At 46.9% G+C, this 17,138-nt stretch carries 18 protein-coding genes; 5 read left to right on the top strand and 13 right to left on the bottom strand.

The window, feature by feature from the left end; all coding sequences use genetic code 11:
• Positions 1-180 precede the first annotated feature (180 nt).
• Positions 181-849 (top strand): MerR family transcriptional regulator, encoded by a 669-nt coding sequence (locus tag NZD89_RS27890; protein ID WP_268008742.1) that lies wholly within the window; start codon positions 181-183, stop codon positions 847-849.
• A gap of 108 nt (positions 850-957) precedes the next feature.
• Here the strand turns inward: NZD89_RS27890 and NZD89_RS27885 are convergent, their stop codons facing one another.
• The 5 genes from NZD89_RS27885 to NZD89_RS27865 form a co-directional block, all read right to left on the bottom strand.
• On the bottom strand, positions 958-1,395 hold the full coding sequence (locus NZD89_RS27885; RefSeq protein ID WP_268008741.1) for a hypothetical protein: 438 nt from the start codon (positions 1,393-1,395) through the stop codon (positions 958-960).
• Between the two features lie 106 nt (positions 1,396-1,501).
• On the bottom strand, positions 1,502-1,777 hold the full coding sequence (locus NZD89_RS27880) for a hypothetical protein (RefSeq protein ID WP_268008740.1): 276 nt from the start codon (positions 1,775-1,777) through the stop codon (positions 1,502-1,504).
• A complete protein-coding gene (locus tag NZD89_RS27875) occupies positions 1,746-2,579 on the bottom strand; it encodes a ParM/StbA family protein (protein ID WP_268008739.1) in 834 nt (277 codons plus the stop codon). The genes NZD89_RS27880 and NZD89_RS27875 overlap by 32 nt, the downstream gene beginning before the upstream one ends.
• A 445-nt stretch (positions 2,580-3,024) precedes the next feature.
• Positions 3,025-3,360, bottom strand: coding sequence for a winged helix-turn-helix domain-containing protein (locus tag NZD89_RS27870; RefSeq protein ID WP_268008738.1), 336 nt, complete (start codon positions 3,358-3,360; stop codon positions 3,025-3,027).
• Between the two features lie 572 nt (positions 3,361-3,932).
• Entirely contained in the window at positions 3,933-4,919 is a 987-nt protein-coding gene (locus NZD89_RS27865; protein WP_268008737.1) for a hypothetical protein, read from the bottom strand.
• 691 nt (positions 4,920-5,610) lie between these two features.
• On the opposite strand from NZD89_RS27865, the gene NZD89_RS27860 reads away from it, so the two are divergent.
• Positions 5,611-5,886, top strand: a complete 276-nt coding sequence (locus tag NZD89_RS27860) for a hypothetical protein (RefSeq protein ID WP_268008736.1) — start codon at positions 5,611-5,613, stop codon at positions 5,884-5,886.
• A 144-nt stretch (positions 5,887-6,030) separates the two neighbouring features.
• Here NZD89_RS27860 and NZD89_RS27855 read toward each other — a convergent pair whose 3' ends face one another.
• Positions 6,031-6,195, bottom strand: a complete 165-nt coding sequence (locus tag NZD89_RS27855) for a hypothetical protein (RefSeq protein ID WP_268008735.1) — start codon at positions 6,193-6,195, stop codon at positions 6,031-6,033.
• 69 nt (positions 6,196-6,264) lie between these two features.
• A complete protein-coding gene (locus NZD89_RS27850) occupies positions 6,265-6,972 on the bottom strand; it encodes a geobacillin-26 family protein (RefSeq protein WP_268008734.1) in 708 nt (235 codons plus the stop codon).
• 266 nt (positions 6,973-7,238) lie between these two features.
• Between NZD89_RS27850 and NZD89_RS27845 the strand changes: the two genes are divergently transcribed.
• The 3 genes from NZD89_RS27845 to NZD89_RS27835 all read left to right on the top strand — a co-directional run bounded on the left by NZD89_RS27845 (position 7,239) and on the right by NZD89_RS27835 (position 10,302).
• Entirely contained in the window at positions 7,239-8,228 is a 990-nt protein-coding gene (locus NZD89_RS27845) for a G1 family glutamic endopeptidase (protein WP_268008733.1), read from the top strand.
• 41 nt (positions 8,229-8,269) lie between these two features.
• A complete protein-coding gene (locus tag NZD89_RS27840; RefSeq protein WP_268008732.1) occupies positions 8,270-8,917 on the top strand; it encodes a tetratricopeptide repeat protein in 648 nt (215 codons plus the stop codon).
• A gap of 110 nt (positions 8,918-9,027) precedes the next feature.
• The gene (locus NZD89_RS27835; RefSeq protein WP_268008731.1) at positions 9,028-10,302 is read left to right on the top strand and encodes a helix-turn-helix domain-containing protein; all 1,275 of its coding nucleotides are present in this window, start codon (positions 9,028-9,030) and stop codon (positions 10,300-10,302) included.
• Between the two features lie 731 nt (positions 10,303-11,033).
• Here the strand turns inward: NZD89_RS27835 and NZD89_RS27830 are convergent.
• The 6 genes from NZD89_RS27830 to NZD89_RS27805 form a co-directional block, all read right to left on the bottom strand.
• A complete protein-coding gene (locus NZD89_RS27830; RefSeq protein WP_268008730.1) occupies positions 11,034-11,828 on the bottom strand; it encodes a 6-carboxyhexanoate--CoA ligase in 795 nt (264 codons plus the stop codon).
• A gap of 64 nt (positions 11,829-11,892) precedes the next feature.
• Entirely contained in the window at positions 11,893-12,594 is a 702-nt protein-coding gene (bioD, locus tag NZD89_RS27825) for a dethiobiotin synthase (RefSeq protein ID WP_268008729.1), read from the bottom strand.
• Entirely contained in the window at positions 12,591-13,763 is a 1,173-nt protein-coding gene (gene bioF, locus NZD89_RS27820) for an 8-amino-7-oxononanoate synthase (RefSeq protein ID WP_268008728.1), read from the bottom strand. The genes bioD and bioF overlap by 4 nt, the downstream gene beginning before the upstream one ends.
• Positions 13,760-15,133: an adenosylmethionine--8-amino-7-oxononanoate transaminase gene (gene bioA / locus NZD89_RS27815; RefSeq protein WP_268008822.1), complete on the bottom strand. Its 1,374-nt coding sequence runs from the start codon at positions 15,131-15,133 to the stop codon at positions 13,760-13,762. Before bioA ends, bioF begins: the two co-directional genes overlap by 4 nt.
• Before the next feature lie 126 nt (positions 15,134-15,259).
• On the bottom strand, positions 15,260-16,249 hold the full coding sequence (bioB, locus tag NZD89_RS27810) for a biotin synthase BioB (RefSeq protein WP_268008821.1): 990 nt from the start codon (positions 16,247-16,249) through the stop codon (positions 15,260-15,262).
• 164 nt (positions 16,250-16,413) lie between these two features.
• Entirely contained in the window at positions 16,414-16,980 is a 567-nt protein-coding gene (locus NZD89_RS27805) for a site-specific integrase (protein ID WP_268008650.1), read from the bottom strand.
• Positions 16,981-17,138: the final 158 nt, after the last annotated feature.

Raw genomic sequence — 17,138 nt, 5'->3', positions numbered from 1 at the left:
GGTGATAAGAGACTGGTGAGTGAAAATCAACGAATGTAATGTGGTGGTGAGATAATGGTGAATCATTAAAACCCAGTGAGAACATGGTGGGTATTAATGATTTAACAGTGAATAACAAATATTCCGTGGTGATGAGTAAGTGGTGATAAAAACCCATTGGTGATAGGTGGTGAATAAGTCATGGAAAAATGGCTTACCGTCAAGGAATTATCCATCCGAGTAAACATGCCATATAGTACGGCTCATCGGTATCTGGAACAATTTGATAAATTTTTTGTAAAAGATACTCGGGCTAGGGGAAAACGCTATGAAGCAGAGACTTCCGCTACTATTTTGGCGAGAATCCAATATTTGTTTCGAACCGAGGGGTTAACAGCAGAGGGCGTCGAAGAAACGTTATCAGCAGAATTCCCGATTATCGTAGACGGCGAAACTTCTCCAGTCTTAGCAAGTGTTGACGATAGTACACCATGGGTAACGCGTGAGGATATGCTCAAGACATTTGAGAAGATGGGGCAGTACATGCGTCACCTAGAGGGGAAACTTGATAGCGCAACAGAGACGATTCAATCTTTGGAAGGCAAACTCGGTGATGCCACTGAGATAATCCAATCTCTGCAATCGAAAATCAGTGAACTACAAACTGGGTCCGAAAGTTCGCACCAGAGCATTGAACATATGACAAACGCAATGAGGTCAGTTCAAGAGGAATTGGGCAAGGCTCTCGCAGAAGTGAGTGCAGCCCAGGAGCGTGATGAAAAGGTAACTCAGTTTATTGCAGAGTGGCGTGAAGAGCGTGCCAAGGAACAAGTGAAAAAACCATGGTGGCGACGTGGGAATAAACGGTGAGAAAAGTAAGGAAGCTTTTCTCACCAGGCATAACCATGAGATTGTGGTGATAAGCCATGTGAGAAAACCCATGAACGGTGACCATTTGCGTCCATGGGTCAATTTAGGTTAGGTAGGGGCGATATGTTGAATCACTCGCTCCTGCTGTAAGGCTAGAATAAGCAACGCACAGACAGTATGTGCAAGTGGGGCATCAAGTGCGTTCTCAATGTCACTCAGAGCCTTTACCTCCTCTTTTGAAAACCGTATATGCAGTCTCTTTAAAGGTTCTTTGGGGAATTGAATGAGTTTCTTAATGTCCTCATGGTCATCATGTCCTGGCCAGATGAGATATTCGCGCTGATACGTCTTCCAAAAATATGGTGCAAGTCGGTTAATTGTGGTGGCGTCATGGAATGCAGTCATGACGATTTTTCGTGCGGCTTCTCCATCACGCACGGTTTTTCTACCCTTGTCCAAGTGAAAGGCAATTTCATGCACGGCATCATGTATCCAACGTGGTACGTGTGGACTGACCTTTCCTTTTTTATCTGCCCTTCCGTACATCATGAACCCTCCGATTTCTCCTTATTTGTTCGGAACAGAGTTCCACAATTCCAAGTGTTTGTTAGAAGGGGGGATGGGGTTGAATATAGATTGAATCTACCTTCAATCAAAAGAATGCCGATCTTGGTTCGAAATCAACGTCCACTGAGTCAGGAATCGTTTGTTCCTGCACCTGAAAATCCGAACTTGGTACGGGCATGGGGCACTGGCCGGAGACAAACCCTTTCATATCGTCCTCCAACCACCTCTTTGCAGCTGCACTGAAGTTAACAAACTTCTTTTTCGCAAATTGATATAATGCGGCTTGATGTGGGTCAAGGAGATTGAAAGATACGCCCAAATTGACTGTCTCACACTTCGACGAGCGTTTTTGTGGCTTCATTCTGTAGCTCCCCTCTCCAAAATTGATACATGGCGTCTGCATTGGCATGTAATGGGTCATGATGTACTTCGACATCATGGGTGTATGTTTGGAAATACTCGAGCAGATCTTTTGCTTTGCCCCCCATTAAAACCAATGCCGGCAGAGGCTTTATTCGACGTGAGAGTTCCGCCATAACCATACGCACAAACAGCGTCATAGAAATATTTTCAGTCTCCGTACCAAAGGGGAGAGTACCACTTAGGCGATCAATCCATTGGCCATTCACGATGGTTGTAAAGTTCACCGTACGACTTCCGATGTCGACAACCAGATAGGTACCTTTCCGCTTCTTGCGAAGCATCCAAGCTGCGACCGCGCACTCTATGCCCACTTCAACACGAGTCACATGAAAGGACTTGCTTACGTCATTAACGGTGATTGAGTGAGAGCCAAGTAATAGCTGCTTCATATGCAGTTTTTCAAGTTCATTTTGGCTTGAAATAGGAACAGAGGTGACCACAAATGCGGCCGTGTTGTTTGGTAATGTACGATGAAGTGCCGTTAAAATCAGGAGTTTTGTATCTATAGTGACTTTACTATCAAGCATGAGCGTGGCCGCTCCGTTTGATTCCGTTTTTGCAATTTCACCCACGTAGTACTTGTCACCGTCAAATTCTACAATCATATCTTGATGCGTCCAGGCTCGTCCGAGTTTTAACTCTCGATATTCACCGATCACAGAGGGAAACCAATCTCGTATACCTTCTGTCACTGTTTTTGTTCCGTACCGGCCAGCATCCACCACAACAAGTTCACTCATTGTTATTCCTCCCGTTTCAAACTCGTTTGAAACTATATATCAGCTAGTTTCAACCTACGAGAGAGTGTATGAGCTATACCTTGTCTAATATGTCAATTCTCTAAGTGTATTCAATGCTTTAAGTTTTTTCGATGCTTTAAGGTCTATTCGAGACCGCTCCAAATACGAGATGGTGTAGTCCCTAATTTCTCTGCGATTCTTTTGCGTAGGGCACGAGTACTACCGGACTTTCCGTTCACAATTTGGCTCATACAAGCTGTTGTCACACGTAGTTCAGTAGCGAATTCTGTCATCGAGTCATATTTTTTAATAATCATATTGTACAGGTTTACCTTAAGTTGTACTGTTCTGCTTCGCATGGTTTTGTCCCTCCTATATGCAGGATGGACAATAGGTAGAGAGGATATACCTAAAGTTCGTTATAGGAGAAAGACTTGTTTTCTAATTACGATATCTCCTGGACATACGGACAACTCAGCATATATCCAAATCCCCTAACAGCAATAAGGTATTTAGGCTCATGTACATTTGCTTCGAGTTTGGTGCGAATACGGTGAATGATTTGATAAAGAAGGCGCTCTGTAGGGTGATTGGTCTTGCCCCACACATAATCAATTAGCTCCATTTTTGAAGTAGGTTGTCCTATTCTCTTAGCAAGGCATTGAAGAATTAATGTCTCGCTTTTAGAGAAGGAAGAAGCAATTCCATTTTTAATCAGCATTCCGCGATGAATATCCAATAGGCAATAGTCACCTAAGATCAATTTATTGTTGGTATGCATCAAACAGTCACCCTATGTTGTATTTTTTTATTCTATAAGCTCATCATAGGCACAATAAATAGCTCTCGTCACGAGACTAACGATGTATGGAACAATAAGGAAATTTGGTTGATAAGTCTAATTGCTTGCGCGAAGCGCAGAAGTAGTATGGATAATCAAATATTTTACTGTTAAAAAATGTTCAATGGTGCCGTAGGCACACCTTATATATATATTGGTTAAAATAAAGATCTCTTAAGCGCGATAATTTGAGCATCTGTAAATCCTCTCAAACCGAGCTTTTTTAAGGAAACAACTTATCCACAATATGAACCCTAGTCGTGCAGAATATGCACCCTTTTTTTCCCACGTGGGATTTTTGTGTTCATCATTTGAACCAATGTACACAGTTATCCACAGGCCGAAACTAGGAAACTTAAAGCTAGTATTATACTGGCCAAAGAATTCTATTTTAAAACGCACTGAGCGGCCTCAGAATCGTATCTGAAGGCCGCTCATAGGGTTATCTATACATGCCAAATAAACCGCGTTTAAAACCCGATTTTGACAGGATATTTAAGTAGATCACAATTTTATGCTGGCATTCTTGATAATGAGTCTTCTAAATGCCCATTTTTTAGTATGTATCCTAGATAAGCCAGCCGTTTTTTGATTTTATTACGGGCGCAGTAGGCGCCGAATCGTCCTGCCATTCTTTTCACGACAGCTGCATCTAATTGTTTATCGGCGTTGTATAGTTTGTGATTTAGACCATACTCGATAATCTTTCTGGCCATACGAGAGAGCTCTCGCCAATTTAGTTGTCCGACCCCGTGAGCAAAGTTGAAACTATCTCGAATTTCTGTGGCCACTTCGCCATGAATTCGCCGTAAACGCACTTGTTCTTCAGTACGTTCCTCTTGTTTCACCGGCCAGAACTGTAAGAGTACATCGTCTCCCGCAGAATTTGGTATCACAGAGTAGGCCATGAAGCCTTCCATCAGTTCCAAAGCTTGATACACTCGCTTGGGGCAGGTGCCGAGTTTACGGTCTTTAATGAGCTTTTGCATGCCGATGACGTTCTCGGAATTGTATATCCGAGAACGATCCAGGCATTCCAAAGCCCAGAACATTAGACGTTTGTGCCCATGTTTGACCACACGGGGAAGTATGCGGACAAAGTTACTCGTGATACGGAAGTAATTTTGCTTGTCCTTTTCACCATTACAACGGTCCTGTTCGTAATGAGTAATGACGTATTTCACATCATCTATTTGTTTAACTAGACCAACTTCAAGTAGGCGAGTGAATCCAATAGAATAAGTTGATTTGTTTTCAAGGCCGATGAGCTCTCTAACTACTGAATCAGATCGGTTAAATTCACCGGTATTCAGGTCACATATCGAATGTAGGCCAATCATGACGGCAATGGAGCTGGTAGGGAGGTCATATTCACTTTCGAGTCGTACCCGCATTGCATGGTAAAACTTCGGGTTATCGTAAGGATTTTGATGCTGCTCAAGCCTATCTTCAAAATCAGGAGTATTGGGTTCCTGATAAAAGTCGAGAACTTTACTCATTATGTACTGCGAATGCTGAAAAAAGGTTGCATCTAATACACCGACATGATATCCTTTTTTTGTGATTGTTTTTGTTTAAGGAATACCACGTTGCGTCGGTTCTAACCGATGCTTTTTTTTTTTGTCTTTTTTCGCTCTTCGCGCTATCCCCCTTTCAATGGACCTTTATTGCTATTAAAAAAAGCGCAACCGGGGATACCCAGCGCGCTTTTATAGCTAAAAAAGTTAGTTTTAGTGCAGGAAATAAGCCTACTTTGTCGTATACTTATACCATACACATGACACCTCGGAGCGCTAGTCCTGGTGTCTACCGAAAGCTCGCTGTCCCCACAGCGGGCTTTCAACATATTTAGTTCGTCATGAGATTGGTAAATTCGACATCGAACGGTGAATTCCTTCCATGAAAATTAAGGCCAGCAAAAAAAACTGGGTCAAATTCAAATGAGAAAGCATACACGGAAACCCCAGACGACGACTCGCCTGGGGTTTTTCATGTCTCCTGCTAGGGAGCCGGGTCCTCCTTCGCGGTAGGCTATCACGGCGCCTCTCCCCGTAAAGCGTTCTCCGCTCCTTATCCTCCCTTTGGTCCGGTACCGCTCCAAACACTTTACAGCGAGCCTCTGCTTGCCGTGATTACGCCGACTCGCGAGGCCCCCTCAAGAGGGCGCAGGAGACAAGGGAGGAAGAACAAATGAAAGAACCAATAATCATGATTGACTCTGAAGATGCGATGAGGATTCTTCAAGTCTGTGGCTCACAATCTCTGGCCGTTTTCTTATCGCTTCAAGCATTGGGTAATCCGTGCTCAATTGAAGACGTTCAAAAGTTTACTGGAATGTCACTTGAGGAAACAAAAGAGGCAGCTGCTCGACTGGGTGTGTATCAGTTGGGTATCGTCAGAAAACCGATGCCCGTAATTTTACAGGTACCAGGTAAACCAGATGATAATACAGAGTGCTTACAATGAATCATCAATGCTTAGAGGACATCATGACACCAGGGATGCGAATCTCTGGTTATCTTTTGTATTCGATATGTTATGTACCGCTCACATATGTTGCTGAAATGAGCAGAAAGTAGGTGAGAGGAGTACATTAAAGTCCCAATGAACTCATCCGTGTTTCAAAATATAAATCATCTCCACTAGTCCTCCAATACTCATAACAACACCCGCCACACCAACAAAGTACATAGCCTTATTTCGTATTTTGAATATTAAAACTAAAAAAACAAGAATCATTAAACTCCACAACGCTATCAACAGTGTTCCGCCCATTGTTAACATCCTCTCGATGAGGTAAAGTGAGCAGATACCCGTGTATCTGCTCTTTACCTGTTTTATGCATTAAACCCCAGGAATATTAGCATAGTCAACCTTATCCACTTGATGATCGTTCCACGCTTGAGCAGCTTGGTCTGCACAAACCGTACCGAAGCCTAAGGCAACAACTGCGGCTATTACAGATGCAACAACAGTTTCGGAGGTGACAATAGCGATAGCTCCGCTAGCCGCGAAACCTGCCCCTGCTGCATAGGTTGCAAGCTCCGCATTTGAAGTATTCGTTACTGCCGACATGTAAGTAGAGAGTCCACTAGCATTTTTACTAGTTTGATACCCAGTCCAAGACCCACCGCCCCCTAAGGCGACATGCCAATATTGAGAGCTTCCGGACACCTGATCGGATGCATAATCACCCCACCAACTATCTGAAACGGTTGCAGTCATTGACATCGGAGATATGGTTCCCACTCCGCTTGATGCACTTTTTGATAAAGAACTCATGTTATAGTTCTTTGTTCCCGACGAATCACCGGTAACAGTCAATTGAGCTGTTGATTTGTTGAGGGTGGCGGTAGACGTTTGACCATCGATGGTGACTTGTACAACTCTTTCACTTGAATTATCAGTTGTCACAGAGACTTGGGCTGTTTGTCCGTCTACTTGAGTGGTAGTCGTGTTTGTAGTAGAAGCAAAAGCGCTTGGTAACTGGGTCAGTCCGATCGATGCAAGAACGAGTGTAGATACAGATGCTTTAACCACATTCTTCAACATTTACGGTTTCTCCTCCTTATTGAAAAGCAATCTCTATTACACCCAAATTTTACAGCGGATGATGTGTCGAAAAACTTCCAATTTTAATATATTTAAGAAAAAACCAGGCATAAGACAGTGTGAATCTACAAAGAAACTCCGAGGCTGATCTAGTGTATCTCATGCATGAAACAGTATTTTTGTCCCGTGACGTGACCAATGTTCCACTCTTAAAATAGATTGGGAGATTTTCCACTACATATTAAAAAAGGATAAGGGTGCATTACGTGAAGACTAAACTTATTGCGTCACTAGCAACAACTTTAGTAATGATGGGAGTAAGTGTAAGTACAACTTTTGCAGCAAGCTTAGGAACGTCGACAAATTCTTCAACTTCAATCCAATCAACGGATACTGGATTCAACCCCCTAACTGCAACTAATTCCCAGCTTATTCAACACGGATATCCTATTCCGCCATCATCCACCAGTAGCGATGCATATCAAGAATGGCTTACAGCGGTAAACTCAATTCGAACTTCACATCCAAATTCAATTGGAACGGACACGTCGTTTTTTTCACGACGTCATAGTCCCAAAGCGAATGAAAGTAACGTATACGGAGCCTTCACTGGTTGGACAGGATATTACGACACGGATTCCAATTCTTATAATTTGACGGAATCAACTTTTAAGGTTCCGAGTGTATCAGGAAGTTCTGGTGAAGCGACCTGCTCTTGGGTTGGTATTGGCGGAACGGGTGGCTCAAATCTATTCCAAGCTGGAATCGTTCAGCATATGACTACGGGTGTACCAGAACAATATGCATTCTATGAATATGTGGGTGCAGATGGTCAAACAGATACAATTCCGTCAAAAGACCTAGGAACGGTATACACTGGAGATACCATTTATGCGGAAGTATACTACGAAGGTAGTAATAAGTATTACTATGACGTTGTGGATGAAACTCAAGGTACTAGTTGGGCAAATTCTGTAACTCCCGGGTGGTCGACGTCTGATTTGACATCTGCGGATTTTATTCAAGAGGCTCCTCAAGATGGATCAGGTGATTACTATACCTTGCCGGACTTTGGAAACGTTCAATTTTCCGGTTGTTATGCCGATAACAATGGCACCCAAGGAGCTGGTGGCAACTGGTCCAACACACTAATTGATATGTCCGAAACTGACCCAAATGGTAATCCGTGGCCATATTCTGCAGCTAGTTCATGGAATAGCGGCGGCACATCATTTACAGTTTACTACCACTCTTGATATCAAACTTATTTATAAAAATGTCTAAAGGGAGATGGAGAATGCTTAGTCGAGTGTCCACAGTTACAAGCGCCGCAATTCTCATTGTTTCGGTATTATCAGGATGTGGAGCAGCTTACAATTCCAACAATACCACCTCAGCCAGTTCCCAGGTAACAGCGGATAACTCCACACATGGAAATACCACAGCAGCCAGTGCAAAGGTAACTGCGGATAACTCGACAAGTAAATTTTCTATTGGCCCTGAAAAGGAGTATCAAAGCCCGACCGCCTATAAAACCTCCTTGGAAAAGGCTGCGAAAGAACCATCTAACGCAGCGGCACAAATCAAGGCAGCTCAAAGCTGTTACATGAACGCCGAATACAGCGAGGCAATAAAGTATTACGAAAAAGCAATCGCTATTGACCCCCAAAATGGAGTTCCATATAACAACATTGGGAATATATATCTAAGGGTCAAGAATCAACCCAAAGCTGCTTTACCTTATTATCAAAAGGCCACGCAAGTACAGCCAACATACTCGTACGGGTGGCTTAATTTGGCGATTGCACAAGAAAAACTAGGCCAAAAGAATATCGCATTACAGTCATTATTAAAAGGGTTGAGTGTCACGAAGAATTCTGACCCAGTGTATAAAATGTTGCAGAATGAGCAAGATTCTATTCAAAAATCCACTCATCCGAATTAACAAAGGCTATAGGATTGCTATAGAAATACGACTTCTCGCAGAGAACAAGGACCCAGACATCAAGGGTCTAATTAAAATTCGGGATAACTGGGTATTTGGGAGGAACCGAATTGAGAGACATAATGGTTTCAGAGTTTAGAAAAGTCAAAGGGTTAACCATTGCTGAGTTGTCACAAAAGACCGGTATTGACCAGGCTAGATTGTATGGAATTGAAGAATACCGGCGACGTCTAACCGAAGAAGAAGCCACTATTCTCGCGAGTGTTCTAGAATGCACCTCAGACGCTTTGTTGAGTGATAATCAACGGTTTGCTATGACAGAAGATGTTCTGGAAAAGTTTCGTAACTTCGGGCAAATCCCTTATCTTGGACCATCCAAAGCTGAACCCACGATCAATGTTCTAACAGACATTTGTCATTCGCTTCAAGAAAGTAATGTTTCCATGGGTCACCAAGTAAGTGAGGATAGCATTCGGCGGGAAATATTGAATGATTTCGTAAACGCACGTTTATCGAGCGCACATGATGACATGCTGTCGTTCCCGTCCACATTTTCAAACGGATACGAAATGTCAACGTGTTGGGTGACTGTGTATCGTCCACCCGTCATGGAGAAAATGACAGTTGTGTTCGAATACATTGGGGGTCAATCAGTCATCAATGGGGCTGAGTGGATTACCGAGGAATTTGTGAAACATTGGACGAACCTCCCACCTAAAGTAAACCGTAAGGGCAGAAGCTTTGAAGAAATCCGTTTTATCGACCTCACATATCACTTTGGGGAACCTAATTTCACAGAGGTTCAAATCATTGACGAAAACGCGCATTTTGAGCAAATTTCTTTCTCTCCTCCGGGGGTGGTGACGGAAGTGTATCGAACATACCGGAAAACGGTACCGTCATCCGATCTACCTGATCCGGTTTTTCGGGGTGTAGGGGATGAACGATGCGATAGTTCGCGACGTGGCGAATGTCCACACAACACAAAACAAATCCCCTCAGAAAATAGCGGGTGCTTGAGCTGTCGCAGGACTGCACTTACATGGACAGCACGTATGTGGTTATTAAACCACTTCAATGACCATGAGCTTTATCGAATGGATGGATTTTGGGGCTTCGAACAGTTGTTTCCAGCCGAACATGAAACATTTGTCTTGGAATTTGAACAGAGTTGCAAAACACTTAATGAGACCAGTCTGGAATTATTTAATCGCGTGCAGTCATGGCTAGGTTTTCGCTTAGGAAGTGAAGCAATTCATGTTGAGGGCAACGAATACACCAACGGGCGTCATCGAGCCAGTATTGCGAAGGCAATGGGGATTGCGTCAGTACCAATAATCTATTCGTCTACCGAGCAGGAGGATAACTATTTAATTCGTGAATAAAGGGATATGAAACACTACCCGTGGTTGATCATTGAACCGGAAGGTAAAGGTATTTACCGACAAAAAGTTGCTTACCCATTCAGTCTGCGCAAATTGTATTACTTTTTTGCAGTCGCCTTGATCATATGATTAAGGCGATTTCCTCTCACGCTGGGGTCCCGCCAACAAAACGCGGATTTACACCGCTAAAATTGTAAATAAATGGGTATAAAATGGGGGCTCCAATGACCCCCGGTTGGTCACTCTTCTGTTGGCGAAATTGTGCTTCCCGCCCCGTTGTATCATCCATAACGCACAAGAACACTTATAAAAACTCAAGGGTACGAGTCTCAGTTACATGTAAGTTCTCTGTAACGTAGTCAAAAAATCGTTTTTCGCGGCTTGGGTGTTGTACCCAATACTCAAATAACTGTAGGACCTTAAGCACATCCCCTGATGCGAAATCCTCAACAATCGTTCGTACGACTGATGTTGCCCTCCAGTAATCGAACAGTGCCGCAACAAAACCACTTCCATCGTCTGATTCTCCAAACTGCCAAACTGGGTGACCTCCGAACTGGTTTTTATGGGAGTAGGACCGACATTTTAACGAAAACATACGCTAATACATTTATTGGATAGTAAAAGCTAATTTTCTCTACTTTAAGAATGTCTCTGATGTATGAAATACGAAGAAAACGCGGTTCATATATACCGCGTTCTGAATATTGCAGGATGAGTTATTAGGAAATTTACAGTTCAATATAAGGCCTTGTGGGCAATCTATCAACCAAGGCTGGCTGTTTCTCAAGCCTGGAAATCAGCGACTGAATGTCCGTACCGGCACGAATAAAGAAAACACGACCTCCAATCAAACTTCCCAAAGGTTTAAGATGAGTGACCCGCACATAACCAAATTGCTGGCTGGCCACATACCCAGTTATATAACTTTGATCGTCTGACCAACACAATTCTGCGATCACCTCTGGTTGTGCGGTTACTTTGCTCGCAAGCGCGATCGCTTCCCACACTCTTGGACGTGCGATTCCCAAATGGCCAATCCCGTTGCACCAGCTTTCCAAAACACTCGGTTCCCAATCAAGTTTGGAAACGCGCACCCCACGATGGGGATCCGGCTCCATTCGAATCGGTTGTTCAGCGTCCAGTAGGACGGCGCCGCGCATGACGCGGCCTCCGGGTGCCGGACCTGCTTTTAGCAGCGCGATCGCAAAATTCGCCGACTCTGACGATACTCCCGCTTCGCACAGGAGGTGGTGAGCAGCACGGTGCCCTTCCTCGACATCTTCCACATCACAGGTCTGAATCGGCAGCGCTTCTAGCGACATGATTTCCTCCGGACACACGCGCTCAATGGACAAGTTTACGAAATCCGGGGTCCCGTTCTTGTGCTGCATGGCACGCTGCACGAACGTGGCGGCCACACGCTCTAGGTCGGTTTCTGCCACGATTCGCTCCACACCGGAAATATGTACAGGCGTGCCCTGTTCCTCTCTGGAGGAACGCATGCGTACGCTAAATAAACTCATATCTCGCACCTCCCGACAGGCGTATGGCTGCCCCCAAATGACCACTTAGTGGCCACAGACCCGCCTATCCAAGCAACTGTTCGATTTTATCCAGAGCCACGCTGTCCGACACGGCTTGGGTAATAGCGGACGCCGTCGGGTTCGATCCCAGCCATGGAACCACACCCAGCACATCGATGCCCGTGACCTCGCGAATCATCTCTGGATTATGTTGTTCCGCGACGCCGACGGGTTGCCGGCGCCCGTAGCCGTTGACGATAATCCCACTCACCTGCAAACCCTGAGATTGTGCATAGGCGACGGTGAGTGCCGTGTGGTTGACCGTACCTAGGTCCGGCCCGGTCACAACTATCACCGGTAGGTTCATCACTTTGGCGCAATCGACCACCATCGCATCCGATGTGTAGGGCACGACCAATCCTCCCGCCCCCTCCACGATCCAATGCCTGTGCCGCTTTCTCAACGTGTCGTAGTGACTCACAATATCATGTAAGGTGACCTTTTGCCCGGCTCGTTCCATCGCCAATCGCGGCGCGAGCGGCTCCTCATAGGAAAAGGGGCAAATGGCCTCCAACTCGTCATCGACGCGGCTGAGAGACTTTAACCGGGCCGCGTCCCCCTCCGGATCGATGGCCAGATTGCCACTCTGTATCGGCTTAAACATCCCGATGTCGATCCCTCTCGCTCTCAGCACCGCCGCAATCCCGCCGGCCACCAGTGTTTTGCCAACCTCTGTGTCTGTCGCCGTGATGAATAACCCACTCACGAAATCACCCCTAATCCCCGCCCTGCTGCGATACAAGCCTGGATAATGTGTTCAATGTCATCGTCTGTGTGGGTTGCCATCAGCGTGAATCGAATCCGCGAAGTCCCCGGCGGTACCGTGGGCGGGCGAATGGCCGTGGCAAACACCCCGTTCTCTTCCAGGCGTCGGCTGAATTCCAGCGTGTGCAGCGGATCACCAAGAATGATGGGGATGATAGGCGCTGTCCCCGGTAGAACCTCAAACCCCGCATCCAAAAGACCGCGGCGAAGTCGCTTCGTCAATGCGTGCAGGTGATCCCGCCGAGCGCCTTCAGTCTGGATAATCTCGATGGCCCGCATGGCCGCAGCCAGAACGGGTGGCGACAGCGCCGTGGAAAAGACGAATGGCCGCGCACAGTTGACCAGGTAGTCGATGAGCACACGCGATCCCGCAATAAACCCGCCTTCTGATCCGATGGCCTTGGACAACGTTCCCACCTGAATCGCAATCCGCTCAGCCTGTATTCCGTAGTAGTCCGCGGTGCCGCCTCCGTGTTGGCCGAATACGCCCGTCGCATGGGCATCATCCACCATCACCCAAGCTTCGTAGGTGTCGGCGACATCGACGATGGCCGGCAGGTTTGCCAGATCCCCGTCCATCGAGAAGACCCCATCCGTGACAATCAGCCGCTGCCCGGAGGCCGGAGTATCCTCCAACTTTCGGCGCAAGTCATTCATATCGTTGTGGCGGTAGACCACCACCGATGCTTTCGATTGGCGACACCCGTCAATGATACTCGCGTGGTTCAGTTCGTCGGAAAAAATCACATCTCCCGTTCCGACCAGAGAGGAAAGTGCCGCCATGTTCGCCATGTACCCGTTGTTGAATACAAGCGCCGCTTCGGTTTGCTTGAACGCGGCGATGGCCGCCTCCAGTCGCACATGCAGGTCTGTCGTCCCCGTAATCAGTCGAGATCCCGAGGATCCCGTCCCGTACCGCACAATCGCATCCACCGCCGCCGCCCGCACACGCTCGTCATCGACCAAGCCCAGGTAGTTGTTGGCCGCGCACATTACCAACCAGCGTCCATCCACTTGAACCCGTGGCGCAGAAGCACTGCTCATCGTGCGCAGACGGCGATGCAGCCCGGCCTCTTTCAACTGACTCAGTTTGTCCTGAAACCGTTTCATCTGCTTTCAGCCACCCGCGTCTGATGATCCTCCGTCACTTCGGCGATGGCTTGGTACAGAATGGACGTCATATCTTTCAACTCTTCCAGTTTCGCGGCTAGCGGAGGCATAAAAACCATCACATCAGTCAACGGCCTGAGCAACATCCCGAGTTCGCGGCACCTTCTGGCGACCCGGACCCCCGTCCGCTGTTGCAACGGGAAGGGCTGTTTTGTTGCCTTATCCGCGACCAACTCAATCCCCACCATAAATCCGCTTTGCCGCACATCCCCGACGTGTGATAGAGAGCGAATCGGATCCAGGTAGTGATGGAGTTCTGCCGCCTTCTGTTCGACCTCCGCCACCAGATTTCTCTGTTCAAATAGCTTCAGATTTTCCAGCGCCACCGCACACCCTAACTGGTTCCCGGTGTATGAATGGCCGTGGTACAGTGTTTTGAATTCGTGGTAATCCGCGTAAAAAGCGTCGTAGATCTCGTCGGTGGTCAAGGTTGCAGCAACCGGCAAATATCCCCCGGTGATTCCTTTCGCGACTGCTAAAATGTCCGGGGTAATCCCATCGTGTTCACAGGCAAACATCTTGCCGGTCCGCCCAAATCCAGTGGCCACTTCGTCCACAATCAATAAGATGTGATAGGCTGAGCACAGGTTCCGCAACTCGCGCAGATACCCCGAGGGCATCGGCACCATGCCGCCCGCTCCTTGCACCGGTTCCACAATCATCGCGGCAATTTGGTCGCCCTGCTTCTGAAAAACTTCTTCCACCGCACGCAGAGAACCGTTCACTACATCTTCGACCGACTCTCCATACGGGTTCCGATAGGGGTTGGGAAACGGAATTTTCAGAGATGGGAACAGCAATGGCGCATACACCTGATGGAACAAGTCGATGGAACCTACCGAGACAGCACCCACTGTATCCCCGTGATACGCCTCGCGCATCGTGACAAACGTGGTCTTTCCATCCACCCCGCGGTTCTTCCAGTACTGGAAGGCCATTTTCAGCGCGATCTCGACGGCCTCCGCACCCGAATCCGAATAAAACACTTTGCCCAGTCCGCGCGGCACAATCGTGACCAACTTCTCGGCCAACAGGATAGCCGGGACGTTTCCCATCCCGAGCAACGTAGAGTGAGCAATCGAGTTCAATTGTTCCCGAATCGCTGCATCCAATTCGGGCACCTGGTGGCCATGGATATTCAGCCAGACCGAAGAGACTCCGTCCCAGTACTCGTTCCCTTTCACATCGCGCAATCGGCAACCATAGCCGCTCTCGATAATCACCGGTTCGTCCGCTAAATATTCCTTCATTTGTGTAAACGGGTTCCACAGGTACCGACGGTTCTTTTCATACAGTTCTTCATAGGTCATGCCTTGATGGGCCACTAACATTCCCCCTTCGATCACGTACCGCTGCCATTCACTCCAGCCAACAGTGCTGGAGAGTTCAAGCTAACCAATGTTCAGATTGCACGCGAATCGCAACGCCTGCTGTCCTTACAGGGCCGATTCTTCAATTTCAAATCCGAGATCCTGAATCATCTTCCAATCCGCCTCCGGCAACTGCCCTTCCGTCGTGAGATAGTCGCCGACGAAGATGGAGTTTGCCACGTACAGGCCGAGCGGTTGCAGGGATCGCAGATTCACCTCGCGGCCGCCGGCAATCCTAATCTCCTTGGACGGATTCACGAAGCGTATCATGGCCAGGATTTTCAGGCACATATTGGGGGTGAGTTCCCGTCGACCCGCTAGCAAGGTTCCTTCAATGGGGTTCAGAAAATTGCAGGGGATGGATTCCGCACCGAGCGCCTTCAACGAGAAGGCCATATCCACACGCCCTTCGTCTGTTTCGCCCATGCCAAAGATGACACCCGAGCACGGAGAAATCCCCACATCCTTCACCCTGTCGACCGTATCCACCCGGTCTGCATAGGTATGCGTGGTGCAGATATTTTCATAGTTTTCACGGCTGGTATTGAGGTTGTGGTTGTAACGGTGCACCCCGGCGTCGGCCAGTTTGTCGGCGTGTTCCGGACTCAAAAAGCCAAGGCAGCAGCAGATTTTCAAATCACTCGTAGACCGGATCTCCCGGACGGCATCCGCCACTTGCTCTACTTCGCGATCCGACGGCCGCCTCCCGGACATCACGATGCAATATGTACCAGCCTTGCGGCGCTGCGCCTCTTGTGCCCCGGCCAGGATGGTTTCTTTGGACAGCAGGGGGTATTTTTCGATGGTGGCATCTGAAATGGCCGACTGGGAGCAGTAGAAGCAATCCTCCGGACATATTCCAGACTTCGCATTTACAATCATATTCAGTTTCATTTTGGTCCCGAAGTACTTGCGCCGAATGATAAAGGCGGCGCTAAGAAGGTCCAGCACCCGTTCATCTGGTTCACGCAGGATTTCCAACGCTTCCTTCCTGGAAATTTCATATCCTTGCGTGACACGTTGGGCAACGTCCGACCAACTCCTGGCAGTCACTATGTGTGAAATGACTCATCCCTCCAGAGTAATTGTTAACCTATATTGTATATCAGGTTAACAATTCGATCTAGACGTGGACGGAGACCAGGACAAACTAGGGGCTACGCAATCTCCAATTTATATTTATGTCAATAAAAGGAATATAAAACCGCATAAATATATGATTACAAATTCAAATTCAGATACACTTCATCCAATTCGTCCTGTGTAATACCGATGTACGACAGGGTGACACTTGGGGCAGAGTGGTTGAATAGCTTCTGCAGAACAGCCAGACTCACACCAGATTGGTACGCATGATACCCAAAAGTCTTCCGAAGGGTATGTGTTCCAATGTTCTCCTTAATCCCTACTGCTCTAGCCGCATCATTAATGATCTTATAGGCTTGCTGTCTCTTCAACGCTTGCCGTCCCTTCCTGGACAAAAAGAGGGGATCATTCAATGTATAGGTACGAGTGCTCAAATACTCCATGATGGCTTTACGTGCTGTATCCCCAACCGGAAAGTCTTTGCTTTTCCCTGTTTTGGTTTCCCGAATAGAAATGCGGTCTCTTACTCGACCTCGGTCATCCATCACGTCATGAATGTTCAATTTCAGTAAGTCACTAATTCGAAGGCCAGAGTTAATCCCTAATATGAACAAACAATGATCTCTCAAGTTTGTGGCCTTTAGAATTTTTTTCATGGAATCAATTTGTTTCTTCTCGCGAATAGGCTGAACAAATTCCAAAAGTGACCCTCCGTCGAACGATACTTATTATATGATATTATACGATAAGTATGATGTGTTCGGAGAACAAATAAAGTAGAACTTATGAAATGTTGAAAAATCCCTTTCGTAGCACGGGATTGCAGGCTCATATCGAATCATACAAAACTAGATTGTGT

The sequence above is a fragment of the Alicyclobacillus fastidiosus genome, assembly GCF_026651875.1.
GTDB classification, from domain to species: domain Bacteria; phylum Bacillota; class Bacilli; order Alicyclobacillales; family Alicyclobacillaceae; genus Alicyclobacillus; species Alicyclobacillus fastidiosus.
The sequence above is the reverse complement of the archived record's forward strand: the minus strand, read 5'-3'. Positions and strand labels throughout refer to the sequence as shown.